The 24,110-nt window shown below is 66.8% G+C and carries 23 protein-coding genes, 2 tRNA genes and 2 pseudogenes; 9 read left to right on the forward strand and 18 right to left on the reverse strand.

What is annotated here, in order from left to right:
* The first annotated feature begins 252 nt into the window (after positions 1–252).
* The gene (locus tag AB0L60_RS27955; RefSeq protein ID WP_364619502.1) at positions 253–1,125 is read left to right on the forward strand and encodes a class I SAM-dependent methyltransferase; all 873 of its coding nucleotides are present in this window, start codon (positions 253–255) and stop codon (positions 1,123–1,125) included.
* 94 nt (positions 1,126–1,219) lie between these two features.
* Here the strand turns inward: AB0L60_RS27955 and AB0L60_RS27960 are convergent, their stop codons facing one another.
* The 3 genes from AB0L60_RS27960 to AB0L60_RS27970 form a co-directional block, all read right to left on the reverse strand.
* On the reverse strand, positions 1,220–1,378 hold the full coding sequence (locus AB0L60_RS27960) for a hypothetical protein (RefSeq protein ID WP_196054659.1): 159 nt from the start codon (positions 1,376–1,378) through the stop codon (positions 1,220–1,222).
* Positions 1,378–2,256: an SPFH domain-containing protein gene (locus AB0L60_RS27965; RefSeq protein WP_354846126.1), complete on the reverse strand. Its 879-nt coding sequence runs from the start codon at positions 2,254–2,256 to the stop codon at positions 1,378–1,380. The genes AB0L60_RS27960 and AB0L60_RS27965 overlap by 1 nt, the downstream gene beginning before the upstream one ends.
* 128 nt (positions 2,257–2,384) lie before the next feature.
* Positions 2,385–3,749: an FAD-binding oxidoreductase gene (locus tag AB0L60_RS27970; RefSeq protein ID WP_364619507.1), complete on the reverse strand. Its 1,365-nt coding sequence runs from the start codon at positions 3,747–3,749 to the stop codon at positions 2,385–2,387.
* Between the two features lie 71 nt (positions 3,750–3,820).
* Between AB0L60_RS27970 and AB0L60_RS27975 the strand changes: the two genes are divergently transcribed.
* A complete protein-coding gene (locus tag AB0L60_RS27975) occupies positions 3,821–4,741 on the forward strand; it encodes a LysR family transcriptional regulator (RefSeq protein WP_364619509.1) in 921 nt (306 codons plus the stop codon).
* A 120-nt stretch (positions 4,742–4,861) separates the two neighbouring features.
* Here the strand turns inward: AB0L60_RS27975 and AB0L60_RS27980 are convergent.
* Positions 4,862–5,242 (reverse strand): annotated as a pseudogene (locus tag AB0L60_RS27980) (DUF4383 domain-containing protein); the annotation flags it as partial.
* A gap of 105 nt (positions 5,243–5,347) precedes the next feature.
* On the opposite strand from AB0L60_RS27980, the gene AB0L60_RS27985 reads away from it, so the two are divergent.
* Together AB0L60_RS27985 and AB0L60_RS27990 are read left to right on the forward strand one after the other, a co-directional pair.
* Positions 5,348–5,779 carry a helix-turn-helix domain-containing protein gene (locus AB0L60_RS27985; RefSeq protein WP_364619512.1) on the forward strand — a complete coding sequence of 144 codons (432 nt, stop codon included), beginning with the start codon at positions 5,348–5,350 and terminating at the stop codon, positions 5,777–5,779.
* Entirely contained in the window at positions 5,776–6,615 is an 840-nt protein-coding gene (locus AB0L60_RS27990; RefSeq protein ID WP_364619515.1) for an alpha/beta fold hydrolase, read from the forward strand. The genes AB0L60_RS27985 and AB0L60_RS27990 overlap by 4 nt, the downstream gene beginning before the upstream one ends.
* Before the next feature lie 75 nt (positions 6,616–6,690).
* On the opposite strand, the gene AB0L60_RS27995 is transcribed toward AB0L60_RS27990, so the two are convergent.
* From AB0L60_RS27995 to AB0L60_RS28010, 4 genes are all read right to left on the reverse strand, one after another.
* Positions 6,691–7,443 carry an amino acid ABC transporter ATP-binding protein gene (locus tag AB0L60_RS27995; RefSeq protein WP_364619646.1) on the reverse strand — a complete coding sequence of 251 codons (753 nt, stop codon included), beginning with the start codon at positions 7,441–7,443 and terminating at the stop codon, positions 6,691–6,693.
* 90 nt (positions 7,444–7,533) lie between these two features.
* Positions 7,534–8,484 (reverse strand): amino acid ABC transporter permease, encoded by a 951-nt coding sequence (locus tag AB0L60_RS28000; RefSeq protein ID WP_354846108.1) that lies wholly within the window; start codon positions 8,482–8,484, stop codon positions 7,534–7,536.
* A gap of 6 nt (positions 8,485–8,490) precedes the next feature.
* Complete coding sequence (locus AB0L60_RS28005; RefSeq protein WP_364619517.1) at positions 8,491–9,399, reverse strand: ABC transporter substrate-binding protein; 909 nt, start codon at positions 9,397–9,399, stop codon at positions 8,491–8,493.
* Between the two features lie 153 nt (positions 9,400–9,552).
* The gene (locus AB0L60_RS28010; RefSeq protein ID WP_364619519.1) at positions 9,553–10,638 is read right to left on the reverse strand and encodes an isocitrate/isopropylmalate family dehydrogenase; all 1,086 of its coding nucleotides are present in this window, start codon (positions 10,636–10,638) and stop codon (positions 9,553–9,555) included.
* A gap of 89 nt (positions 10,639–10,727) precedes the next feature.
* Here AB0L60_RS28010 and AB0L60_RS28015 point away from each other — a divergent pair, with 89 nt between their 5' ends.
* Both AB0L60_RS28015 and trxA read left to right on the forward strand, forming a co-directional pair.
* Positions 10,728–11,243 (forward strand): 2'-5' RNA ligase family protein, encoded by a 516-nt coding sequence (locus AB0L60_RS28015; RefSeq protein ID WP_364619521.1) that lies wholly within the window; start codon positions 10,728–10,730, stop codon positions 11,241–11,243.
* An 81-nt stretch (positions 11,244–11,324) separates the two neighbouring features.
* Positions 11,325–11,690, forward strand: a complete 366-nt coding sequence (gene trxA, locus AB0L60_RS28020; protein WP_120739276.1) for a thioredoxin — start codon at positions 11,325–11,327, stop codon at positions 11,688–11,690.
* A gap of 140 nt (positions 11,691–11,830) precedes the next feature.
* Here trxA and AB0L60_RS28025 read toward each other — a convergent pair whose 3' ends face one another.
* The 3 genes from AB0L60_RS28025 to polA all read right to left on the reverse strand — a co-directional run bounded on the left by AB0L60_RS28025 (position 11,831) and on the right by polA (position 15,626).
* Positions 11,831–12,262: a 2-keto-3-deoxygluconate kinase gene (locus AB0L60_RS28025; RefSeq protein ID WP_364619525.1), complete on the reverse strand. Its 432-nt coding sequence runs from the start codon at positions 12,260–12,262 to the stop codon at positions 11,831–11,833.
* A gap of 91 nt (positions 12,263–12,353) precedes the next feature.
* Positions 12,354–12,497: a hypothetical protein gene (locus tag AB0L60_RS28030; protein WP_364619528.1), complete on the reverse strand. Its 144-nt coding sequence runs from the start codon at positions 12,495–12,497 to the stop codon at positions 12,354–12,356.
* 339 nt (positions 12,498–12,836) lie between these two features.
* A complete protein-coding gene (gene polA / locus AB0L60_RS28035) occupies positions 12,837–15,626 on the reverse strand; it encodes a DNA polymerase I (RefSeq protein WP_364619530.1) in 2,790 nt (929 codons plus the stop codon).
* Positions 15,627–15,718: 92 nt separating this feature from the next.
* Between polA and AB0L60_RS28040 the strand changes: the two genes are divergently transcribed.
* A tRNA-Trp gene (locus tag AB0L60_RS28040) sits at positions 15,719–15,791 on the forward strand.
* A gap of 62 nt (positions 15,792–15,853) precedes the next feature.
* Here the strand turns inward: AB0L60_RS28040 and AB0L60_RS28045 are convergent.
* The 6 genes and pseudogenes from AB0L60_RS28045 to AB0L60_RS28070 form a co-directional block, all read right to left on the reverse strand.
* A complete protein-coding gene (locus tag AB0L60_RS28045) occupies positions 15,854–16,549 on the reverse strand; it encodes an ABC transporter ATP-binding protein (protein ID WP_364619648.1) in 696 nt (231 codons plus the stop codon).
* A gap of 162 nt (positions 16,550–16,711) precedes the next feature.
* Positions 16,712–17,662: pseudogene (locus AB0L60_RS28050) on the reverse strand (ABC transporter ATP-binding protein); the annotation flags it as partial.
* Positions 17,659–18,888 (reverse strand): branched-chain amino acid ABC transporter permease, encoded by a 1,230-nt coding sequence (locus tag AB0L60_RS28055; RefSeq protein ID WP_364619532.1) that lies wholly within the window; start codon positions 18,886–18,888, stop codon positions 17,659–17,661. The pseudogene AB0L60_RS28050 and the gene AB0L60_RS28055, both read right to left, overlap by 4 nt.
* Positions 18,885–19,925: a branched-chain amino acid ABC transporter permease gene (locus AB0L60_RS28060; protein WP_364619534.1), complete on the reverse strand. Its 1,041-nt coding sequence runs from the start codon at positions 19,923–19,925 to the stop codon at positions 18,885–18,887. Before AB0L60_RS28060 ends, AB0L60_RS28055 begins: the two co-directional genes overlap by 4 nt.
* A 75-nt stretch (positions 19,926–20,000) precedes the next feature.
* Positions 20,001–21,185 (reverse strand): branched-chain amino acid ABC transporter substrate-binding protein, encoded by a 1,185-nt coding sequence (locus tag AB0L60_RS28065; RefSeq protein ID WP_364619536.1) that lies wholly within the window; start codon positions 21,183–21,185, stop codon positions 20,001–20,003.
* Between the two features lie 273 nt (positions 21,186–21,458).
* On the reverse strand, positions 21,459–22,082 hold the full coding sequence (locus tag AB0L60_RS28070) for an ANTAR domain-containing response regulator (protein ID WP_213560578.1): 624 nt from the start codon (positions 22,080–22,082) through the stop codon (positions 21,459–21,461).
* A gap of 222 nt (positions 22,083–22,304) precedes the next feature.
* On the opposite strand from AB0L60_RS28070, the gene AB0L60_RS28075 reads away from it, so the two are divergent.
* Positions 22,305–22,391: transfer RNA gene (locus AB0L60_RS28075), tRNA-Leu, on the forward strand.
* A gap of 225 nt (positions 22,392–22,616) precedes the next feature.
* Here the strand turns inward: AB0L60_RS28075 and AB0L60_RS28080 are convergent.
* Positions 22,617–23,027 (reverse strand): helix-turn-helix domain-containing protein, encoded by a 411-nt coding sequence (locus tag AB0L60_RS28080; RefSeq protein ID WP_364619539.1) that lies wholly within the window; start codon positions 23,025–23,027, stop codon positions 22,617–22,619.
* A gap of 106 nt (positions 23,028–23,133) precedes the next feature.
* On the opposite strand from AB0L60_RS28080, the gene AB0L60_RS28085 reads away from it, so the two are divergent.
* Positions 23,134–23,622, forward strand: coding sequence for an SRPBCC family protein (locus tag AB0L60_RS28085; protein WP_364619541.1), 489 nt, complete (start codon positions 23,134–23,136; stop codon positions 23,620–23,622).
* Positions 23,623–24,110 lie beyond the last annotated feature (488 nt).

Here is a 24,110-nt window from a genome sequence, read left to right on the forward strand (position 1 = left end):
CGGTAGTGGACATGTGGACTTTCGGTATTGCTGCGAACAGCAGGCGTTGGAACTAACGTTGGTCATGCACAGCACACCGCTGCGACGCTGCACAACGCTGCCCTGAAAAGCATGCGGACTCACAGCACGATTATCTGCTCTACGCGGTCTCGAGAAACCGGGTACAGAAGACACTCGCGGAAAACAGCGTACGCGACGGGTGTTGTACCAAGCAAACATGGGTCCCGGCGCGCGGGTCGATAGGGTGAGCCCATGTCCGAAGATCACTCCGTCACCACCGACGATGCCCGGCACGCCGAAGCCAACACCCTGCTCGGGACGGTGGGAGTGACCCGGACCAAGGTCGACTCGCAGTCCAGTCAGCGCGCCAGCCGCAAGTGGTGGGACGCCGACGCCGCGGCCTACCACGAAACCCACGCCGACTTCCTCGGCGTGGACTCCCCCGCCGGCGAATTCGTGTGGTGCCCGGAGGGATTGCACGAGGGTGACTGGCATCTGCTGGGGGACATCGCCGGCAAGCGGATTCTGGAGATCGGCTGCGGGTCGGCGCCCTGCTCGCGCTGGCTCGCCTCGCACGGCGCGCACCCGGTCGGGCTGGACATCTCCCGCGCCATGCTCGACCGCGGGCTCGCCGCCATGGCCGCGGGCGGCCCCCGCGTCCCGCTCATCCAGGCGGGCGCCGAGGAATTGCCCTTCGCTGACGAGTCCTTCGATCTGGCCTGCTCCGCTTTCGGCGCGGTGCCCTTCGTCGCGGACTCCGCTCAGGTGATGCGAGAGGTCCACCGTGTCCTCCGACCCGGTGGCCGCTGGGTCTTCTCGGTGAACCACCCCATGCGCTGGATCTTCCCCGACGACCCGGGCCCGGAGGGCCTGCGTGCCACCATCCCCTACTTCGACCGCACCCCCTATGTCGAACTCGACTCCGACGGCGAACCCACCTACGTCGAACACCACCGCACCATCGGCGACCGCGTCCGCGAAATCGTCGCCGCCGGCCTGATCCTCACCGACATCATCGAACCCGACTGGCCCGAGTGGCTCGACCGCGAGTGGGGCCAGTGGAGTCCCCTCCGCGGTGAGATCTTCCCCGGCACAGCCATTTTCGTCACCGAGAAGCCGCGCTGACGGTCGCGGCGCGAACGCGTCCCGCCCAGCCGTTTCCACCGGCCGCAAGCGCGCCCGAGGCTGTCTGATCGACGGTTCGAACGTGGTGTCGTGACTATTTCGGTTCACGCCCAACCTGTTTCAGGGCGAGGCGCAGCGCGAATTCGATTTGGGCGTTGATGCTGCGGAGATCGTCAGCGGCCCACTTGGCGATGGCTTCGTGGACCGCCGGATCGAGCCGGAGCAGCACCTTTTTCGGCTCGCGCTTGACCATCAGGAGTAGAGGGTTCCGGCGTTGACGACGGGTGCGGCCGAGCGGTCGCCGCACAGGACCACCAGCAGGTTGGACACCATTGCCGCCTTGCGCTCCTCATCGAGTTCGACCACGCCCTGGTCGGCCAGTCGGTCCAGGGCCATGCCGACCATACCGACCGCGCCCTCGACGATGCGGCTGCGGGCGGCGACCACCTGGGCGGCCTGCTGGCGGACCAGCATGGCCTGGGCGATCTCCGGCGCGTAGGCGAGGTGGGTGATGCGGGCCTCGATGATCTCGATGCCGGCCAGTTCGGTGCGGGCGCGCAGTTCGGTGGTGAGCTCGCCGGCCACCTCGGACCCGTCGCGCAGGCTGGCGGTGTTCGCGTCGTCGGACTGGTACGGGTGGGTGGTGGCCAGGTGCCGGACCGCGGTCTCGGACTGGGTGCGGACGAAGTCCTCGTAGTCGTCGACGGCGAAGGCGGCCTTGTAGCTGTCGACCACCTGGTACACGACCACGGCCGCGATCTCGACCGGGTTGCCGTCCAGATCGTTGACCTTCAGCTTCTGGGTCTCGAAGTTCCGGACCCGCAGCGAGATGCCGCGGCGGCTGGACAGCGGGGTGACCCAGTGGAAACCGGATTCGCTGACCGAGCCGATGTACTGGCCGAAGAACTGGATCACCTTGGCCTGGTTGGGATTCACCACGATGAACCCGCTCGCCGCCAGCACCGCCGCCAGGAGCGTGACGGCCAGCGCCACACCCAGGACGGCCGACGAACCGCCATCGCCGCCCCGGGTGTTCAGCGTGTGCGCCTCGACGGCGATCGCGATGATCAGCAGTATCAAGACCCCCAGCATGAGGAATCCGTTCAGCCGGAAGGCTCGACGCAACTCCATGAGACTCTCCTAGTATCGAAGTGATATCACGACGATAGCGCGCAAGGCAGCTCGCGCCAAGCCCGGAAACACGGCTCGCCCCGCCACGGACAGGCGTGGCGAGGCGAGCGCGAGTGAATCCGATGCGGTCAGTGGGGACGAATGTTTCGGTTGTTGCGGAACAGGTTTGCCGGGTCGTACTTCGCCTTCAGACCCGACAGCCGGTCGTAGGTGGCGGCGCTGTATCCCGCCCGGGTCTGGTCCTCATCGGCCCGATCGCCGCCGCCGTAGAGGAAGTTCAGGTTCTGGCCGAGAGTCCAGGGCTGCAGGGTCTTCAGCATGAGCGACAGCCGGTCGTCGATCTGGTCCGCGTTGTCCGGGTTCGGCATGGTCAGAATGCGGGCGATGTACTCGGCGTCGCGGTGGTCCATGGCGATGCCGTTCGGCCCGGAGCGGCCCAGCGCGCCGCCCAGGTGGCGCAGCCCGGCGATCACCGGCACCGGCGACTCGGGGCCGGTGGCCTCCAGGAAGGCGTCGGTGGCGTCGGCGGGCAGGTCGGACAGCAGCGCGTTGGTGGCCAGGTAGGGGTGCGGGTGTTCCGGATCCCGGTAGATGGCATGGCTTTCCGTGTAGGGCATGGCCCGCAGGTCGTCGGTCATCCGCACGCCGACCGCGCGCAGCGGGGCGACCAGGCGCTCGCCCTCTTCGGCGGAACCGGTGTACGCGATATTGATGGTCGCGACGTACCGGCCGCGCAGGTGCGGCGGGAATGCCGGAATATCGGGAAAGGCCATCATGGTGATGGCCGAGGTCATCTGCTCGGGCATGTCCCGGGTCCACAGTCGCCACGCTTCCAGCGCGGGTGCGACCAGCGGGGTGTCGAATTGCAACTGGCCGCCGTACACCGTGGTGATCGGCAGCAGCGCCAGCTCCAGCGCGGTGACCACCCCGAAGTTGCCGCCGGTGCCGAGCACCGCGCCGAACAGCTCATCTCCGGGCTCCAGCCGGCGCAGCCGGCCGTCGGCGGTGACGATCTCGATGCCGCGCACATACTCTGCGGCATAACCGAATTCGCGGGCCAGGATGCCGATGCCGCCTCCGAGGGTGTAGCCGACCACGCCGACCGAGAGCGACGAGCCGTTCAGCGGCGCGAGGCCGTGCGCGGCGGCCGCCTCGATCAGGGCTCCGGCCTGGACGCCCGCCGCCACCCGGGCGGTCCGGGCGTCGGCGTCGATGCGGATGTCGGTCATGCGGCGGGTGGTGATGAGCACGCCGCCGTCGGTGGCGACCGAGAGGCCGTGGCCGGTGTTCTGCACGGCGACCGGAAGGCCGTGGCGCGCCGCGTATTCCACGGCGGCACGGACGTCCTCGGCGTGGACCGCGCCGACGACCACGGCGGGGCGGTGGGTGTAGGCGGTTTGGAATCCGGCGATCTCGGCGTCGTAGCCGGTGTCGCCGGGCTGGAAGACGGGGCCGGTGGTGGCGGGCAGTTCGGTGATCGCTGTCTTCGTCATGTCACCAACTCTGCTCGGCTCCGATCAAGAACTCCAACAGATAGTTTTTCTCGTAGCTAGAATCAACAGTTATGGAACTGCGCCAGCTGCGGTACTTCGTGACGGTCGCGGAGGAGGCCAACTTCACCCGGGCGGCGGCCCGTCTGCACCTGGCGCAGCCGGGGCTCAGCACGCAGATCCGGCAGCTGGAACGCGAACTGGGACAACCGCTTCTGGATCGTTCCAGCCGCTCGGTCACGCTCACCCCGGTCGGCGAGGCGGTGCTGCCACTGGCCCGGGCGGCCCTGGATCAGGTCGAGCGCATCACCCACACGGTGGACGAATTCACCGGTCTGCTGCGGGGGCACGTGCGGGTCGGGCTGATCTCCGGCGCTGCCGGCGAGGAGATCGACATCGCCCAGGTGCTGGCCGACTTCCATCGCGATCACCCGCAGATCGGCATCTCCCTGACCGAGGACACCTCCGAATCCATGCACACGGCGGTCCGCCGCGGTGACCTGGATATCGGGGTCCTCAGCGTTTCCGGCGACCTGGATCCGGGCATCGGCACCGAAACCGTCTACGACAGCGCCATTGTCGCGGCGGTAGCGGCCGGGGCCGAGGGCTTCGGCGAACGAATCACGCTGGCCGAGCTGTGCACCCATCCCCTGATTTGCCTGCCGAGCGGCACCGGCCTGCGGGGACTGCTCGAAAATGCCTGCGCCGCAGCCGATCTCGCTCCCGACGTGGCGTTCGAGGCCGCCGCTCCCCCACTGCTCATCCGGCTGGCCGCGCACGAGCTGGGCGTGGCCGTCATCCCGCGCATCCCCGCCGACGAGGCGGCCCAATCGGGGGTGCGCACCCTGGAGATCGATCCGGAGATGCGGGGCCGCCTGGTTCTGGCCTGGAATACCGAACGGCCACTGAGCCCGGCCGCGAAAGTCCTGCTCGGACAGCTCCGCATCGCGTTGACGCGCTGGAAGGATCCGGCGCCGATGCGCGTCAATCCCTAGCTGTTCGTCACGCCCCGGCCGCGAACACCGCCCGCAGGCCGCCGTCCCGGATCGCCTGGACACCGACAGCACCAGCAGCACCACACCGGTCACGATGTGCTCGACGGCATCGCCGCGGTGATTCGGGAAGCTGAACATCAGCACGCTGTGCGCGAACAGCGCCCGGACGCCGACCACGAATCCGCCTCCGACAGCGGCGATCACGCAATACCAGGCGGCCCAGCGCTTGCGCAGCGCGGCCACCAGCGCGGGCGTGAACAGCAGCAGTCCCGCGAGCCCGTGCCAGCCGTTGTAGTCCATGCCGAGCACGGGCGTGGCCGGGGCGTGCTCGCCCATGGCGAAGCTGGGTTCGGCGACCCAGCCCACGATCGCCCAGACGATGTGGACGGCTCCGACCATGAGGACCGCCCATTGCAGGAAACTCCACCGCGTCGATTCGACCGGAGGCTGGGCTACCGCCATGCACCCCATGTCGCTGCCTCCCACAGTGCGACCAAACATCTACTACACAATGTAGTTTAGTTTGACGGCCATCACACAAACCATCACATAGTTCCCCAAACTTCCCCATTGCGATCACAGATAGGGATGTTTAAGGTTGTTTTTGTGACAGATCGTCTGTACTCCGTCGACGAGGTAGCCGAGCGCCTCGGCCTGCACGTCCGCACCGTCCGCGGCTACGTACGCGATGGGAAGCTACCCGCCACCCGCATCGGCAAGCAGTACCGCATCGCCGCCACCGATCTGGCGGCCTTCACCGGCCTGCCCGAACCCCGCAGCCCGCGCGAATCGGTTGCCCGGCGCCGGCATTCGGAAGCATCGACCATCATCGAGGTCGACGCCATGGATCCCGGTACCGCCGACCGGGTCAGCACCCTGCTGACCGGCGCGGCGGCGACCCGGGGACCGGACGGGCAGCCCCTGCGGATCCAGACCTTCCACGACCGTGAACGCGCCCGCCTGAAGGTCATTCTCGTCGGCGGCCTGGGCGATACCGCCCGGCTGCTCGAATACATGGAAGGAGTCCTCGCGTCGTGAACGCGATCTACAAATCCGAGGCCGGCCGCGCCGCCATCCAGGCCCGCTACCGGGATGTCCTGCGGCAGTGGCCGGTTCCCGCTGAGCAGCTGCACCTGGCGACCCGCGAGGGCGACACCTTCGTGCTCGCGTCCGGCCCGCAGGACGCCCCGCCGGTGATCCTGCTGCACGGCTCAGGCTCCAACAACTCCGCCTGGCGCGGCGATATCGCCTCCTGGGCACGGGTTTTCCGGGTCTACGCGGTCGACCTGCCCGGCGAACCCGGCGGCAGCACCGAATCGCGACCGGCCCTCGGCTCCGACGCACTCGCCCAGTGGCTCGACGATGTCCTTGCGGGCCTTCAGCTTTCGTCCGCGAGCTTCGTCGGCATGTCACTGGGCGGCTGGACCGCGCTGGACTACGCCGTCCGCCGGCCCGACCGCGTCACGAAGCTGGCCCTGCTGTGCCCCGGCGGCATCGGCAAGCAGCGCTTCGGCTGGATCTTCAAGAACCTGGCCGACCACCTGTTCAGCAAGCACGACCTGCGCCGCTCCGCGGCCATTGTCACCGGCCTGAACCTGACCGACCACGCGGAGAACCTGGACGATGTGACCCTCACGTTCACGCACTTCACTCCACGCACGGGCAAGCTGCCGATCTTCACCGACGACCAGCTGCGCAGTCTCACGATGCCGGTCCTGGTGATCGTCGGCGAAGACGACGTCATGTTCAAGTCCGCCGACACCGCCCGCCGCGCGACGCAATCCATCCCGGACGCGACCACCCTGGTCCTCCCCGGCGTCGGCCACGCCATCCTCGGCCAGACCGCCCCCATCGAGGAGTTCCTCCGGAAATAACCCGATCAGGGAGCTGTCACCGCGGGGGATTCGGGTGAATTCCGCCGGGGACAGCTCCCTGATCATGTTGTGCGCCTACAGAATGCGCGACAGGAACGCCTTGGTCCGGTCGTGCTGGGGGTTGGCGAGCATCTCACGCGGGTTGCCCGCCTCGACGACGACACCGCCGTCCATGAAGACCAGCTGATCGGCCACCTCACGGGCGAAGCCCATCTCGTGGGTCACCACGATCATGGTCATGCCGGATGCCGCGAGTTCTCGCATGACGCCGAGGACCTCGCCCACGAGCTCAGGATCCAGCGCCGAGGTGGGCTCGTCGAAGAGCATGAGCTTGGGGTCCATGGCCAGGGCCCGTGCGATGGCCACGCGCTGCTGCTGACCGCCGGAGAGCTGGGCGGGGTAGGCATCGGCCTTGTCCGCCAACCCGACTCGGTCCAGCAGCTCCCGGGCCCGGGCGACCGCGGCGGGCCGCTTGAGCTTCTTGACCCGGGTCGGCGCTTCGATGATGTTCTCCAGCGCCGTGCGGTGCGGGAACAGGTTGAAGTGCTGGAAGACCATCCCGATGTCGCGGCGCTGCTTGGCGGCATCGCGCGGGTGCAGCTCGTAGAGCTTGCCGTTCTTCTCGCGGTAGCCGACCAGATCGCCGTCCACATAGAGCCGTCCGGCATTGATCTGCTCGAGATGGTTGATGCAGCGCAGGAAGGTGGACTTGCCGGAGCCGGAGGGACCGATCAGGCAGAGCACTTCGCCGCGCTTCACCTCCAGCGTGATGCCCTTGAGCACCTTCAGTGCGCCGAAGTTCTTGGCGACCCGGTCGGCGCGCACCATCGGCACGCTCGAAGGCCGCAGCGCGTCCTCGACGAGCGGAATCGAATCCTTGGAGAACGACATCGAGTCCTCGGACATATCAGCGTTCACCTATCCCGTTCCCCCGGCGACTTGCGCCTGAGCCAAGGCGCGCAACTGCTTTGCCGTCAACTGCCGCGACGAACCCCGCGAGTAGTACCGCTCCAGGTAGTACTGGCCGATCATGAGCACGCTCGTGATGAGCAGGTACCAGGTGGCGGCCACCAGCAGCAGCGGAATCGGCTGGAAGTTGATGCTGTAGATATCGCGGGCCCGGCCGTAGAGGTCGGTGGTGAGCGGGATGGCCGTCACCAGCGAGGTGGTCTTCAGCATGGAGATCAGCTCGTTGCCGGTGGGCGGGATGATCACCCGCATGGCCTGCGGCAGCACCGTGCGGGTCATGGTCTGCGACCATGACATGCCCAGCGCCACCGACGCCTCGCGCTGCCCCTCGCCCACGGAATTGATCCCGGCGCGCACGATTTCGGCCATGTAGGCCGCCTCGTTCAGACCCAGGCCGATCATGGCGAAGAAGAACGGCGCGGACCAGTGCTGCACATCGAAGTGCGTCAGCGACGGCCCGAACGGCACACCCACGGTCACAGTCTTGTACAACGACGGGAACAGACCCCAGAACACCAGCTGCACATAGACCGGCGTCCCACGGAAGATCCACAGGTACGCCCACGCCACCGAGCGCAGCACCGGATTGGGCGACAGCCGCATGACCGCCAGCAATACGCCCAGCACCACGCCGATCACCATGGCCAGCACGGTCAGTTCCAGAGTGACCAACGCGCCCTTGGCGATTCGCTTGTCACCGAGGTACTTGAAGTAGGTGTCCCAGTGGTACGCCTCGTTGGTCTTGGCGCCCCAGACGAACAGGGCCAGGGCAATCAGAATGATCGCGGCGGCGATCCACCGGCCCGGCCGTCGCAGCGGAATCGCTTTGATCGGCTCGGGCTCGGTGCTCGCGACCGCCGACGCAGCCGAGGCTGCGGAATTGGTCTCGTCCTGCGACATAATTCTTTAGCTCGTCGCCCCGTTGATGCCCGACTTGGTGATCGCGCCCTCCTGGACACCCCAGTTCTCGGCGATCTTCTTGTACTGCCCGTTGTCCATCAGGTACTGCACGGCTTCCTGCAGCACCGGCGCGAGCGGCGAGCTCTTCTTGACCGGCCAGCCGTAGGGCGCGGAGTCGAAGATCTTGCCGGCCGCCTCGATCTTGTCGCCGGCCTGCTTGATGGCGTACGCGGTCACCGGGGAGTCGGCGGACATGGCGTCGACCTGACCCTGCACCAGCGCGTTGGCGGCGGCGGACTGCTCGTCGTAGGCGACCTTCTGGATCTCCGGCTTGCCCGCGTCGGTGCAGGCCTTGGACTTGGCCGGGATCTCGTCGGTGTCCTGAACGGTGGTGCGCTGCACCGCGACTCGCTTGCCGCAGGCATTGTTCGGGTCGACCGGCTTGCCCTTCTGCTGGGCCCACTGGCTGCCTGCGGAGAAGTAGTCGACGAAGTCGGCGGTGGCCTCGCGCTCCTTGTTGTCGGTGAAGGAGGACATGCCGAGATTGAAGGTGCCCGCCTCGATGGAGGGGATGATCTTCTCGAAGTCGGCTTCCTTGTAGTCGGCCGACAGGCCCAGCACCTTGGCGACCGCGTCCATCAGATCGACGTCGAAGCCGACGATCTTGCCGCTGCTCGGATCCCGGTACTCGTTGGGCTGATAGGGCACGTTCACACCGACGATCAGCTTGCCGGAGGACTTGATGTCGGCGGGCACCTTGGCGGCGATGGTGTCGACCTTGGTCACGTCGACCTTGGCCACAGCGGGGCCGCTGGACTCGGAATTGCTGGTACACGCGGTCAACGCGAGAGCGCCACCGGCGACGACGACAACGGCCCGCAGGACACGCCCGCGAAGAGAGTTACGAACAGACACAGCAGTCCTCCACAGTTCGGGTGCGCGACATCCGGGCGTCGCCCGCCGTTTGAAATGTAAGCGAGTGACACCGTCCGTGTCGGTCGGTAACCGAACATTAATCGGCGACACGCCATCGCGTGGCCGAACACGCCCGGTCCCGGAAGTGCGCGCTCACCAGCGGTGCAGCCGGGCGCGCACCTGCTCGGTGAATTCGGAGGTAGAGGCTAGCCCACCCAAATCAGACGTCGCAACACCGGCCCGCAACGTCTCCGCAACCGCGTGTTCCACCCGGTCGCCCACCCGCCGCAGGGCGCTGTAGCGCGGGGTCCGGCTCATCCAGCGCAACATGCCCGCGGCGGAGTTGAACAGCGCCACCGGATTCGCGCGATTGTGCCCGGCCAGCGCGGGGGCCGCGCCGTGCACGGCCTGCGCCATGATCTGCCTGTCCGAACAGTTCACCGACGCCGCCATGCCGAGCGAACCGCTCAACTCCCCCGCCAGATCGGAAAGGATGTCGCCGAAGAGGTTTTCGGTGACGATCACGTCGTAGTCCTGGGGCGCGCGGACCAGATGCGCGGCCGCCGCGTCGACGTGCTCGTCGCCCACCTCGATGTCGGGATACTGCGCAGCCACCTCGTAGCAGACGTCGCGGAACATGCCCATGGTCATGGGCAGCACGTTCGCCTTGTGCACGATGGTCACCTTCTTGGAGCGCTCACTCGCGATCTCGAAACTCAGATGCGCGATGCGCTCGATCGCCGGGCGAGTGAACACGCCGACGGCCAGCGCCACGTCCGGCGACGGCTGGAATTCGCCGGAGCCCGCGGCCATATTGCGGTCGGCGTAGAGGCCCTCGGTGTTCTCGCGCAGGATCAGCAGATCCATGTCCGGTACGACCGAGCGCACGCCCTCGAGGGTGCGGGCCGGGCGGATATTGGCATAGAGCCCGAAGCGTTTCCGCACCGCGCCCGCCGGCGGCAGGCCGGTGCGGTGCTCGGGCGCGTAGGAGGCGCTGTCGTGCGGGCCCATGATCCAGGCGTCCAGTTCGGCCAGACCGTCGAGGGTCTGCTCGGGTACCGGATTGCCGTACTGCGCGATCGCCACGTGTCCCAGCGGCAGCGTCACCCATTCCACCGGCGGCATACCCGTGGCATGGAAGGCGTCGTCGACCACATCCCGGGTGGCGCGCACGATTTCCGGGCCGATGCCGTCGCCCTCCAACAGGCCCAGGCGTACTCGAGTGTCGCTGTCGCTCATAGGAGCCATCCTCGCGCAGCCCCCGCGGCGGCGGCGCCCCGGCACACGGCCGCGCATGTTTCGAGATCTCGGCGTAGGTTCGGGACACCATGGTGCAATCGGTGGAATTGGTGCTCGACGTGACGGCCGAGGCCGAGGTGCGGCGGCAGTGGGCGCTGCTGCGCGAAATCGGATTGCACGCGCCCGGGCCCGAGCACCGGCCGCACATCACCCTCGCGGTCGCCTCCGAGATCTGGCCGCGACTCGATAAAGCCTTGGCACGCCAGGAGTTTCGGCCCTTTCCGATCCGGCTGGGCGGACTGCTGGTGTTCGGCGCACGCACGCCCATTCTGGTCCGGGCCGTGGTGCCCTCCGCACCACTGATCGCCCTGCAGCACAGGCTGTTCCGCGTCATCGAGGAGTGCCCGGGCATTCCCGCCAACGTGCGCCCGGACATCTGGACGCCACACATCACGCTCGCGCGGCGGCTGCGGCCGGGACAACTCGAGGCGGCGCTCGACGCGGTGGCCTGGGACAAGGACTTCCGGGCTACCGTAGAGGGCATCCGGCGATGGGACGGTGACCGACGTGACGAGTGGCCCGTTTCCGGGACCGAACGACTCTGAACGACCGACCGGCCGATCACCCCGGGAAGATAACCAGCGGGCCCCGTGTTGGACCGGGGGACATCGATACGAGAGGAAACCATGGCCACCCAGACCCTGACCGAGCAGAACTTCGACGAGGTAGTCACCGGCAACGACGTCGTTCTCGTCGACTTCTGGGCATCGTGGTGCGGCCCGTGCCGCAGCTTCGCCCCGACCTTCGAGAAGTCGTCCGAGACGCACCCCGACGTGGTGCACGGCAAGGTGGACACCGAAGACCAGCAGGGCCTGGCCGCCGCCGCCAATATCCGCTCGATCCCGACCATCATGGCCTTCCGCGAGGGCGTGCTCGTCTTCGCCCAGCCCGGCGCGCTGCCCCCGGCCGCCCTCGAGGACCTGGTCACCCAGGTGAAGGCCCTCGACATGGACGAGGTCCGCAAGCAGATCGCCGAGCAAGAGTCGAAGTAGGCCACGCACCCCGCGAACTCAGCGCCGTAACCCCGGAAGGAGTTGCGGCGCTTGGCTTTTCAGCCGTTCACTGCTTTCAGCAGACATCTCACGCAGCCCGGCCCCGCTGCCTCAGCAGCGGGGCCGGGTTCCTGCTTCGCTCAGAAGTGCGAACCGAGCCGGTTGATGCCGGCGATCATGGCGCGGATGGTGGATTCGGCCGGATCGTCGGCGAGGGCGGCGCCCCAGCCGCGGCGGCCGTTGAACTCGCACTGGATGAAGGTGGCCATGCCGTCCGCGGTGCGGCGCTGGTGGAACGCGAGGATCTCCACCGGGTAGCCCTCGTCGTAGAGGGCCGAGGTCAGCGCCGCCACCGGGCTGCCCGTCGCCACGACGGTGCGCAGGTGATCGGCGATCTCCAGGGTGGCGGTGCCGGCGCGGTGGCCGACCGGAGTCCAGTCGCTGAGCTTGACCGGGCCCGTCGGGGCGCAGTACCGGTCGTGGAACTCGGCGGGCGTCAGGCCGATGCACTCGCTCCGCAGACTCGCGGGGGCAGCGGCGATGAACGTGGCGGTATCAATGGTGATGGTCATTGAACTAGGTCTTCCCGACTTCTTCCGAAGAAAGTGACAGAGGGGACCAGCAAGAAAAGTTCATTCGGCCGCAGCGAGGGGCCGGTCCGAGTCAGACCCCGCTACGGCGGAGAACTACGAGTACGCGCGCGCCAGCCACACTCGCGGTGAGCGAAATGAGCGCGGCGCGGTCGCGGTCGGCGACATCGAGCGCTGCGCTGCGGCTGTAGGCGGGATTCGGCACGACGTCGAGCATAGGGGGGCATCCTCGCAATGGCAACCATATTCGCAATCGACCCATGAGTAACTTCGCCGCAGGTCACCGGATATGCGACGGGCGCCACACCGGCCCGGGAAAGAGTGCGAGCAAACGCCATGGGGCGCGCAGACATCTGATGCGTGAACAAGCCCAGCTCACGGCTGGTCCGCCTCCCCGAAACTTCAGCGGACGGCAATGTGCCGTCCGGAGTCGCGCACCTGTGCCTGCGGTCGGGCGGGTACCCGAATTTTGGACGTACCCGGCGAGTTACCCATGGCGCGGCGAAATCGGTTGTTGCGTACCGAACGCCTCGACAGCGCCGACCGCGCTTGCCTCCTAGTGCGCGGCCGAATCCCAGCTGCGGCCCACGCCCACCGAGACCTCGAGCGGCACCGAGAGTTCGATGGCATTGGACATGTGCTCGCGCGCAAGCGATTCCAGTTGCTCGCGCTCGCCGGGAGCGACCTCGAAGACGAGTTCGTCGTGAATCTGGAGGAGCATCCGGGACTGCAGCCCGGCCGCCCGGATCGCCTGCTGGGTGTCGATCATGGCGACCTTGATGATGTCGGCGGCCGTGCCCTGGATGGGGGCGTTGAGGGCCATCCGCTCGGCGGCCTCGCGACGCTGCCGGTTGCTGGAATCCAGATCCGGCAGATAGCGGCGGCGGCCGAAGAGGGTCTCGGTGTAGCCGATCTTGCGGGCCTGCTCGACGGCGTCGCGCAGATAGTCGCGGATGGCGCCGAAACGGTTGAAGTAGATGTCCATCTGGACCTTGGCCTCGTCGGCGCTGATCTTCAACTGCTGGGACAGGCCGTAGGCGGACAGGCCGTAGGCCAGGCCGTACGACATGGCCTTGATGCGGCGGCGCAGTTCCGGATCCACCTCGGAGATGGGGATGTCGAAGGCCTTGGACGCGACGAAGTTGTGCAGGTCCTCGCCGGAGTTGAAGGCCTCGATCAGGCCCTCGTCCTTGGACAGGTGGGCCATGATCCGCATTTCGATCTGGCTGTAGTCGGCGGTCATCAGCGACTCGTAGGCGGTGACACCGTCGGAGCCCGCCCCGGTGCCCACCACGAACGTATCGCGGATGCGGCGGCCCATATCGGTGCGGATCGGGATGTTCTGCAGGTTGGGCTCGGTCGAGGAGAGTCGGCCCGTGGCCGCGACCGTCTGATTGAAGGTGGTGTGGACGCGGCCGTCGTCGGCGACCGATTTGAGCAGGCCGTCCACGGTCACCTTCAGCCGGGTGGCGTCGCGGTGCTCGAGCAGGTGCTGCAGGAACGGGTGCTGGGTCTTCTCGTAGAGACCCTCGAGCGCGTCGGCGTCGGTGGTGTAGCCGGTCTTGGTGCGCTTGGTCTTCGGCATGTCGAGCTCGTCGAACAGCACCACCTGCAGCTGCTTGGGCGAGCCCAGGTTGATCTGCCTGCCGATTTCACCGTAGGCGGCGTTCGCGGCGTCGGCGACGCGGTCGGCGAAGTCCCGCTGCAGCTCTTCCAGCTGGGCCGTGTCGACGGCGATGCCCGCGGCCTCCAGATCGGCCAGCACGCTCAGCAGCGGGAGTTCCATATCGCGCAGCAGGGCGGTGGACTCGATGCGCTCGAGTTCGGTGTCGAAGGCGTCGGCGAGGTCGGAAACCGCACGGGCGCGCAGCATCTGGGCATTGGCGACCTCGGCGTCGACCTGCTCCTCGTCGTCGAGCAGCGACAGCTGGCTCTCGCCGACATTATCGACGCGCAACTCCCGGCTCAGGTAGCGCAGCGACAGGTCCTCCAGGTTGAAGGTGCGCTGGCCGGGCAGGATCAGGTACGCCGCCAGCGCGGTGTCGCTGGTGAGCCCGCCCAGCTGCCAGCCGCGGCCGCGCAGCGCGTGCATGGCGGTCTTGGCCTCGTGCAACGCCTTCGGGATCTCGGCGTCGGCGAGCCAGGCGCCCAGCGCCTTCTCGTCCTCCGGGGCGAGGGTGTGCACGTCGATGTAGGCGCCCTCGCCGTCGGCGGCGGCCAGCGCGATGGCCTGGGTGTCGCCGTTGATCGGCGAACCGGTGCCGACCACCGAAACACCGTGCCGCACACCGGTTCCGGCGTGCTCGGCCAGCCAGCCGGCGACCGTACCGGCCGCGAGGGTCGTGCCGCTGATCTCGAAACCTGCCTCGGCCTCCGGCTCCACCGGGGCCAGGGTGTCGAAGAGGCGATCGCGCAGGACGCGGAACTCCAGCTCGTCGAACAGACGGTGGATCTTCTCCCGGTCCCACGGCTGCACGGCCAGCTGCTCCGGGGTGTAGGGCAGCGGCACGTCCTTCACCATCTCGGTGAGCTGACGGTTGAGCACGACGCTGGACAGGTTGGCGCGCAACGCGTCTCCGACCTTGCCCTTGACCTTGTCCACCTGGTCGACCAGCGTGGCCAGATCACCGTATTCGCGCACCCACTTGGCGGCGGTCTTCTCCCCCACGCCCGGGATGCCGGGCAGGTTGTCGCTCGGGTCGCCGCGCAGCGCCGCGAAGTCCGGATACTGCTGCGGGGTGAGCCCGTACTTCTCCTCCACCGCCGCCGGGGTGAACCGGGTCAGCTCGGAGACGCCCTTCTTCGGGTAGAGGACGGTGACATTGTCATTGACCAGCTGCAGCGAATCACGGTCACCGGTGACGATGAGCACCCGGAAACCCTCCGGTACGGCCTGCGTGGTGAGGGTGGCGATCAGATCGTCCGCCTCGTATCCCTCGATGGCCATCACCGGAATCCCCAGTGCCCCCAGCACTTCCTGGGTGGTCTCCACCTGGCCCCGGAACTCGTCGGGCGTGCTGATCCGGTTCGCCTTGTACTCGGGGAACGCCTCGGTCCGGAAGGTCTTCCGGCTCACGTCGAACGCCGCCGCCACATGCGTGGGCTTCTCGTCCCGCAGCAGATTGATCAGCATCGCCGTGAACCCGTACACGGCATTGGTGGTCTGCCCACTCTGCGTCTTGAAGTTCTCCGCCGGCAGCGCGTAGAACGCGCGATAGGCCAGCGAATGCCCATCCAGCAGCAGCAGGGTCGGCTGCTCCCCGGACGCAGATGCGGGCACAACACCAGGACGCTGATCAGTAGAGGCAGGGGTCACCCGACAGAGTCTAGGTATCCCCTCCGACATCCGTGGGCAGCGGGCATACCCGGCCCGTCGCCGCAGGTCAGCAAAACCGATTTCATCGCGGGCGGGCTACCTGGTAGCGTATGCCCTCGCCAAGGGGTGTAGCTCAATTGGCAGAGCAGCCGTCTCCAAAGCGGCAGGTTGCAGGTTCGATTCCTGTCGCCCCTGCAGAAGGCTTCGGGCCGATCACCGGAAGGTGATCGGCCCGAATGCTTTTCGGGGCCCGGGCGTCAGCCGACGCCGAGGTAGGCGGACTTGACGGCGGGGTCGTGCAGGAGGGCCCGGCCGCCGCCGGTTTTGGTGACCTCGCCGGTTTCCAGGATGTAGGCGCGGTCGCTGCGGGTCAGCGCCTGCTGGGCGTTCTGCTCGACCAGCAGGACCGTGGTGCCCTGGGCGTTGATGTCGGCGATGATGCGGAAGATCTGCTGGATCACCATGGGGGCCAAGCCCATTGACGGCTCGTCCAGCAGCAGCAGCTGGGGGCGGGCCATGAGGGCGCGGCCGATGGCCAGCATCTGCTGCTCACCGCCGGAGAGGGTGCCGCCCACCTGGCGCCGGCGTTCGAGCAGTCGCGGGAACAGCTCGTAGACCCAGTCCAGAGTGTGGGTGTAGTCGGCCTTGGCCTTGAACGGTCGTGCGTGGCAACCCATGTCGAGGTTTTCCTGGACCGTCATGCCGGGGAAGACGCCGCGGCCCTCGGGGGCCTGGATCAGGCCCGCCACGACGCGTTCGTGGGCCTTCATGCGGGTGATGTCGCGGCCCTGGAACATGATGCGGCCGCGAGAGAGCGGCAGCAGGCCGGACAGGGCACGCATGGTGGTGGTCTTGCCCGCGCCATTGGCGCCCAGCAGGGTCACCAGCTCGCCCTGGCCGACCGATAGCGAGATGCCGTGCAGGGCTTGGATTCTGCCGTAGTTGACCACCATGTCCTCGACCGTCAGCAGGGGCTGATCGGACGGGGTATCCGGTACGTCCGGCACCGGGACGGGCTTGCTCAGGTCCGGAATCGGTTGTACGCCAGGCTTGCCCGGGTCCACCTCCGCGCGGGCGTCCGACACGGCCGCGGCCTGCTCGGCGCCGCTGTCCGCGGCCTCCGCCTCGTCGGGCACGCCCAGATACGCATTGATCACCGCCGGGTCCTGGCGGATCTGGTCCGGCAGCCCGTCGGCGATCTTGCGGCCGAACTCGAGCACCACGATACGGTCGGTCACCCCCATGACCAGCCGCATGTCGTGCTCGATGAGCAGCACGGTGTAGCCGTCGTCGCGGATCTTGCGGATCAGATCCATGAGCGCCGACTTCTCGCTCGGGTTGAAGCCGGCGGCCGGCTCGTCCAAGCACAGCAGCTTCGGTTCCGTCGCCAGCGCACGGGCGATCTCCAGGCGGCGCTGATCGCCGTAGGACAGATTGCGCGCCTTCTCCACCGCGTGCGCGGCGATGCCGACGAATTCCAGGAGCGCCATGCCTCTTTCGAGCGAGTCGCGCTCCTCGCTCCGGTGCCGGGCGGTGCGGAAGATGGCGCCCGGGACCGAGGTCCTGTGCCGCGCGTCCGCGCCCACCACGACATTCTCCAGCGCGGTCATCTCGCCGAAGAGCCGGATGTTCTGGAAGGTGCGCGCGATACCCAGGCGGGTGATCTCGTTGCGCTTGGTCTTGGTGAGCGGCTTGCCGTCGAAGTAGACGGTGCCGCCCGACGGCCGGTACACGCCGGAGATGGCGTTGAAGCAGGTCGTCTTGCCTGCGCCATTGGGCCCGATGAGCCCGAGGATCTCGCCTCGGCGGATCTCGAAGCTCACGGCGTCCAGTGCGGTGAGACCACCGAACTTCACCGTCAGCCCGTCGGTGCGCAGCAGCGGCGCGCCGATCGCGGTCTCGATCTCCCGGTGCGGCGCAACGACTTCCGCGACCACTTCGTGGTCCTTGTAGACCGGCAGCACCTCGGTCACGTCCAGCGTGCCCGCGCTGGGCTCGACCTCCGGCGCCGCGTACCCGGCCGCCATGTCCTCGTTGTCGAAGAGCGCGTCACCCGGCCCCGTCATTGTCCCGCTCCCGTCGCCTGCGCGGCCACCGGCCGTCGCACCGCCCGATACACCTGCCGCCCGTAGGCGAGCAGTTTCTGCCGAGCCGGGAACAGACCCTGCGGCCGGAAGATCATCACCACCACCAGCGTGAGTCCGAAGAACAGATACTTGTAGTCGCCCAGCGACTGCCCGCCCACATTCACCGACATGAACCGGTTGGGCAGGTACACGATCAGGAACGCGCCGACGATCACGCCGAGCTTGTTGCCCTGGCCGCCCAGCACCACCGCGCACAGGAACAGCATCGAGTTGATGACGTTGAATCCGGCCGGGTTGATGAACTGCACCTGGCCCGCGTACAGCGCGCCGGACAGGCCGCCGATGGCCGCGCCGATGGTGAAGGCCCACAGTTTGAACTTGAAGGTGGGCACGCCCATGATCTCGGCGGCGTCCTCGTCCTCGCGGATGGCCACCCAGGCGCGGCCGACACGGCTGCGCTCGAGATTGCCGACCAGCATCAGCACACCGACCACCAGCACGATGCCGAGCCAGTACCACCAGGTGCCGGAGTTGGCCCGGTCCAAGGGATTCCAGCTGCTCGTGTCGCCGAGGTTGCCGGAGGAGAAATAGCCGCCGGGGTGACTGTCCGACTCACCGAGCTTCGGATACTGGATCCGCGACAGCCCGAGGCTGCCATTGGTGATCTCGGGCAGATTGTCTGCCAGCAGCCGCACGATCTCACCGAAGCCGAGGGTCACGATGGCGAGGTAGTCGCCACGCAGGCGCAGGGTGGGCGTACCCAGGATGAGCCCGGAAATGGCCGTCAGCAGGATCGCGATCGGCACGCACGCCAGCCACGCCCACTTGGGGTCCAGGAAGCCGCCGTTGGTCTGATTCCACGGGCTGTTCGGGCTGGTGAGCAGGCCCACCGAATACGCGCCGACCGCGTAGAAGCCGACATATCCCAGGTCGAGCAGACCCGCCTGCCCCACAACCACATTCAGGCCGATGGCGATGAGGGCGTACATGGCGAACTGCGCCATCACCCCGCCGAAACTGGTGCCGGGGGTGTCCAGCAGCGGCAGCTTGAACAGCGGCAGCACGGCCAGCACGATGACCGCCGGTACGCCGAACGCCCACTGCGCGGGACGGGACAGCCCGCCCCACCAGTTCCGGATGGCGTCGCCGACACCCCGTCCGGCGGCCGAATGCTGTGGCACGGGGGCCGGTTTCGTCGTCGTCATGCCCGCGCCCTCCCCAGGCTCTCGCCCAGAATGCCGGTCGGGCGAATCATCAGCACGCCGACCAGCACCACGAAGGCCACCACGTCACGCCACTGGGTGCCGAACAGGATCTGCCCGTAGTCCTCGGCCAGCCCCAGCAGCAGGCCGCCCAGCAGCGCGCCGCGCAGGTTGCCGATGCCGCCCAGGACCGCGGCGCTGAACGCCTTGATGCCCAGAATGAATCCGCCGTTGTAGATGATGCCGTTGGGGATCTTGAGCGTGTACAGCAGCGCGGCCGCACCCGCGAGCACGCCGCCGATGAGGAAGGTCAGCATGATGACCCGCTCCCGGGAGACACCCATCAGCGTGGCGGTATCAGGGTCCTGCGCCACCGCGCGAATGCTGCGGCCGAATTTCGTTTTATTGATGAGCAATTCGGTGGTGAGCGCGAGCGCGATCGCCGCCAGCACGATCACCAGCGAGATATTGGTGACCGAGGCGCCGAAGATCTGGAACTGCTCGGTGGGCTTCACCAGCACGATCGGCTGCTGCGCATTGGTGCCGCCGAGCTTGTTGCCGGTCAGCTTCGGCAGCACGTAGTGCACGAATTCCTGCAGTACGAAGGACATTCCGATCGCGGTGATCAGGAAGATCAGCGGTTTCGCGCCGCGTTTGCGCAGCGGGCGGTACGCGACCCGCTCCAGGCCCACCGCGGCCGCGCCGGAGACCAGCATGCCGAAGATCATGGCGGCGCCGAGATAGATGACGGTCGAGACGACGCCCTGGGAATACACATCGCCGCTGGCGGCGAATCCGAAGACCATCAGCCCGACCAGCTGGCCGAACATGCCCAGCATGAAAACTTCCGAATGGGCGAAATTGATCAGGCGCAACACACCGTAGACCAGTGTGTATCCGACCGCGACCAGGGCGTAGATCGAACCGTAGGTCAAACCTTCGACGGTCAACCGCCAGAATTGATCGACTACGCCGGAGACATTGAATTCGATGGAACTGCTCGCGAGGAGGGTCACATCGGCCAGAGCGGGTGCAGACATTCGTTACTTTCGCCGTCCGAGGAAAACAGCGTGCGCCGAAAACGATTCGGCACACGCTGTTCCGAATAGTGAGTGCTACTTGACCTGGTACATCCAGATCAAAGCGTTCGCCAATTCACCGGTGGGGCTCCACTTGTATTCGCGGGCCAGGCCCTGGCCGTCGTAGTTCCGCACGTAATCGACCAGATCGGGGCGGGTGACCTTACCGGCCTCGATGCCCTTGAGCACGATGGTGGTCAGGTCATAGCCCTCGGTCGAATAGGTGCCCGGGTCATAGTTGTTGAATGCCTTGTAGGCGGTGGTGAACTTGTCCGTCGCCGGACCACACGGGCACGACAGCAGCGCGTCCTTCGAGGCATTGCCCGCCTGCTTGACGAATTCGACGTCCTTGGTGCCGTCGTCGGAGATGAAGGTCGCGGTCACGCCGCCATTGCGCAGCTGGCTGACCAGCGGGGACGCCTCGGCGTAGTAGCCGGCGTAGAAGATGCCGTCCGGCTTGGCCGAGGCCATCTTCGACACCGTCGCGGAGAAGTCCTTGTCCTTCTGCTTCACGTTGGCCGCGCAGCTCGGGTCGGCGATCGAGCCCAGGCCCTCGGTGACGGTCTTGGCCAGGCCGGTGCCGTAGTCCGAGTCGTCGGCGATGACGCAGATCTTCTTGAATTTGCCGGTGCCCTTGAGGTATCCGGCCACGGCCGGACCCTGGATGCCATCGTTGCCCAGGCCGCGGAAGAAGTTGTTCCAGCCATTGGTGGTGAGGGTGACGTTGGTGGCCGACGGCGTCAGCGACAGCAGATTGGCCTGGTTGAGGATCGCGCCGGTCGCCTTGGTCTCGCCGGAGAAGGTCGGGCCGATCAGGGCCACGATCGACGGATCGCTGACGATGGTCGGGATGACCTGGGTGGCCTTCTGCGGGTCGCCCTCGGTGTCGAATTCCTTGACCGTCACCTGGCAGCCCGGGTTGGCCTTGTTGTGCTGGTCCAGCGCCAGTTTCACGCCGCGGATGATGTTCAGGCCGAGGTTGGCGTTGTCACCGGTCAGCGGGCCCGCCATCGCGATTGTCTGGGGTGCGCATTTCCCCTTGCCGTCGCCGGCCGGATCCGCGGCCGCGCTGGTGTCCTTCGCCGGAACTTCCTTGCCCTGGCCATCCACCTGCACGAGAGGCTGAATGGTCAGATTCGAGCCGCCGCCCGAATTATCCGTTGATTTGCTACTGCATCCCGCCGACGCCAGCGCGAGTACGGCCGCCGCTCCGATGACCACCGCTCGCGCCGTGCGACTGCGTCGCAGGGACGACGTGCGCGTCAATGAACCAAGCACGATTCACCTCATGTTCTGTGCTCCCCCGGGGTGACCGAGGAGGGCCGCCCCATCGATCGGCCCGTCCAGAACATAGCCCCGCCACGTTAGCTCCGCATCACATTCGAATCATCCATGTGACATCGCAACAAAAGCAGAAGGCCCCGCTGTTACCGCACTGTTAATTTCTCCAGTGCATTAGCGGCAACAGCAGGGCGACGACGCGGCAAATGCGGCCTACTTCGGCGCGAGGTTCTCCAGCACCACTTCCGCGACCGCCTTCATGGTGGTGCGACGATCCATGGCCGTGCGCTGAATCCACTTGAACGCCTGCGGCTCGGACAGCCCCTGGGTCTGCATCAGCACACCCTTGGCACGCTCGACCAGCTTGCGGGTCTCGAGCCGGTCGGTCAGATTCGCGACCTCGCTCTCGAGTGCCGCGATCTCGTGGAATCGCGATGCGGCCAATTCGATGGCCGGCACCAGATCCGACTTGGTGAACGGCTTCACCAGGTACGCCATCGCGCCCGCGTCACGCGCCCGCTCCACCAGATCGCGCTGGCTGAAGGCGGTCAGGATGACCACCGGCGCAACGCGTTTCGACGCGATCTCGGCCGCCGCGTCGATGCCGTCCCGCCGCGGCATCTTCACGTCCATGATCACCAGATCCGGCCGCAGCTCCTCGGCGAGATCCACGGCCTGCTGGCCGTCTCCCGCCTCACCCACCACGTGATAGCCCTCCTCCGAGAGCATCTCCACCAGGTCCATCCGGATGAGCGCCTCGTCCTCGGCAACCACCACCCGCTTGGGGGCGGACGCTGCAGCGTCCTTCTTCGAACCGCCCCCTGCTGTCGTTCCCATAGATGAACCCCTGTCGCTTCCGAATACCGATACCCGATGCCACCTCGCCTTGCGCCACCCTCGCAGGACCAGCACGCATCGAGTCACCCCAAAGAGTACCGTTCACCCGCCCCCACAACCCACGTACCCAGCGCAAACCGACCAGTATCACAACCCGGCAGTCCCCCGACCCCCTCGATTAGTCTCTTCCCCCCTCCACCCGCTATCATTTCTTCCCGGTGCGCCGGGTTGGCGGAACTGGCAGACGCGACGGTCTCAAAAACCGTTGTCCGAAAGGACGTGTGGGTTCGAGTCCCACACTCGGCACCACGGTCGATCCCGACTCCAGGGATCATCTTCCGGCACTCCCCCGATCTGACATGGGTGAAGTGTCCGGCTGCGGCAAGACTTCGATGATCCGAAGATTGCGCGGCGCAATGCCTTCTATCTGATTCGAATTCGCCCAGTCGCCCTTTGGAAGAAGTGCCCGACACCGGCCCGCCGGCTGTCTCCCGATTTCCGGTACCGATGGGAAACGTTGAGAGTCAACCGGATTCAGCCCTCCGGGGCAGCATCGGCATGCTTCTCGTCGTAACGCTGCCGTGCGACTGCAACCTGTGGCGAGAATTTGATAATCGTGGACAGCAGTTCACCTAGTGAGTCGACGACCGCCTCGCCAGTCGAGGTAAGGCTGTATTCAACGTGAGATGGAATGGAACGCACCAGCTTCCGATCCACCACGCCGTCACGCTCGAGGAGCTTCAAGGTCTGCGACAACCTGCGCTCGCTGACTCCGCCCACGGTGCGCTTGAGTTCGTTGTAGCGGAGCGTGCCATCGCGCAGCGCGACCAGAATGAGTAGCGACCAGGTGTTGGCAATGGTGTCGAAGGCCTCCCGCACGGTGCCCGCACGCGCGAGCACCTCACCGACCGACACTCGACGTCCCGGCCGCCGTTCGTCACCCATCACTCCCGCACTCCTTTCCGCACATGCAGCCTACACTTTGCGTGTACCTGCATATGGCATGTACTCTCATTGTGAGAGCGCTATTTCTTCCGAGGAGGTCTGCGACATGGGCACCGAGTACGACGACTGGACCGTGGGCGACAGCAATACCGTCACCTTCCATGCCCCCGCCCACGCCGTCTTCGATCTGGTCACACAGGCCCGCTTCTGGCCCGAATGGCATGTCGCCAGCCACGACGTCGGCGGCGTCACCGAACGCCCCTACCGCGTCGACGATGTGATCTACGAACACGGCCGCCTCGAGGACGGCAGCGAACAACATCTCCACTGGCGCGTTGTCGACCAGGAGTACGCCAAGTCCTCCCTGATCGTCGACGACAACGTCGGTGCGGGCCTGCAGTACTCGCTCACCGAGGACGGCGACGGCACCACCACGTTCACCCGCCGCACGCTCTACCACCCGGACTCCCCGTTCACCCCCGCCCAGCGCGCCCTCGTCGCCGAAGCCAGCGCCGAAAGCGTCCAGGGTCTGCACCGTCACATCACCGCCCTCCTGGACAAAGAACACAGCAGCATCCCCGCAGCCTCCGCATGACCGACCACTGCGGGCGGCTGTTGCCGAAGGTCCCCGCGAGCGCGCGGCCCTCGGAAGGGGCCCCGGACAGGTGAGGTTGCGCATTCCACCGTCGCCGGTTGCAGTCCAGTCTTCGGACCACCCGGGGGTCCATTCGGCCACGCAGACGACCTACACCCCAGCGGCGAAGGCGCCGCCGAATCCGGCTGATGGACAACGAATTCGCCGTGTCATTCAGCGAGTGAGGCGGACCATCGCGAGTTCGCATTCGATGTAATTGGTGACGCTTGTAGTAATCACTTGAAATTCAACGAAGTTCACGTAACCGCCGAAGGTCAGCCCCTGCATGAGATCATCCGCGGCGTCGGCGCCAGCCTCGCGGCGCGGTCCAGAGCGAAGTGAAGCGCACCGAAATCGACTGCGGTACAGGCCATCTGACGTCGTTACGGAACATGCTTTACCGTGGGTGGTGACACACGACCGCATGTTCCGGGGCGGGGTTGCGAGAA

Origin of the sequence: Nocardia sp. NPDC051981, from assembly GCF_040680715.1 — a bacterium.
Classification (GTDB): Bacteria; Actinomycetota; Actinomycetes; order Mycobacteriales; family Mycobacteriaceae; genus Nocardia.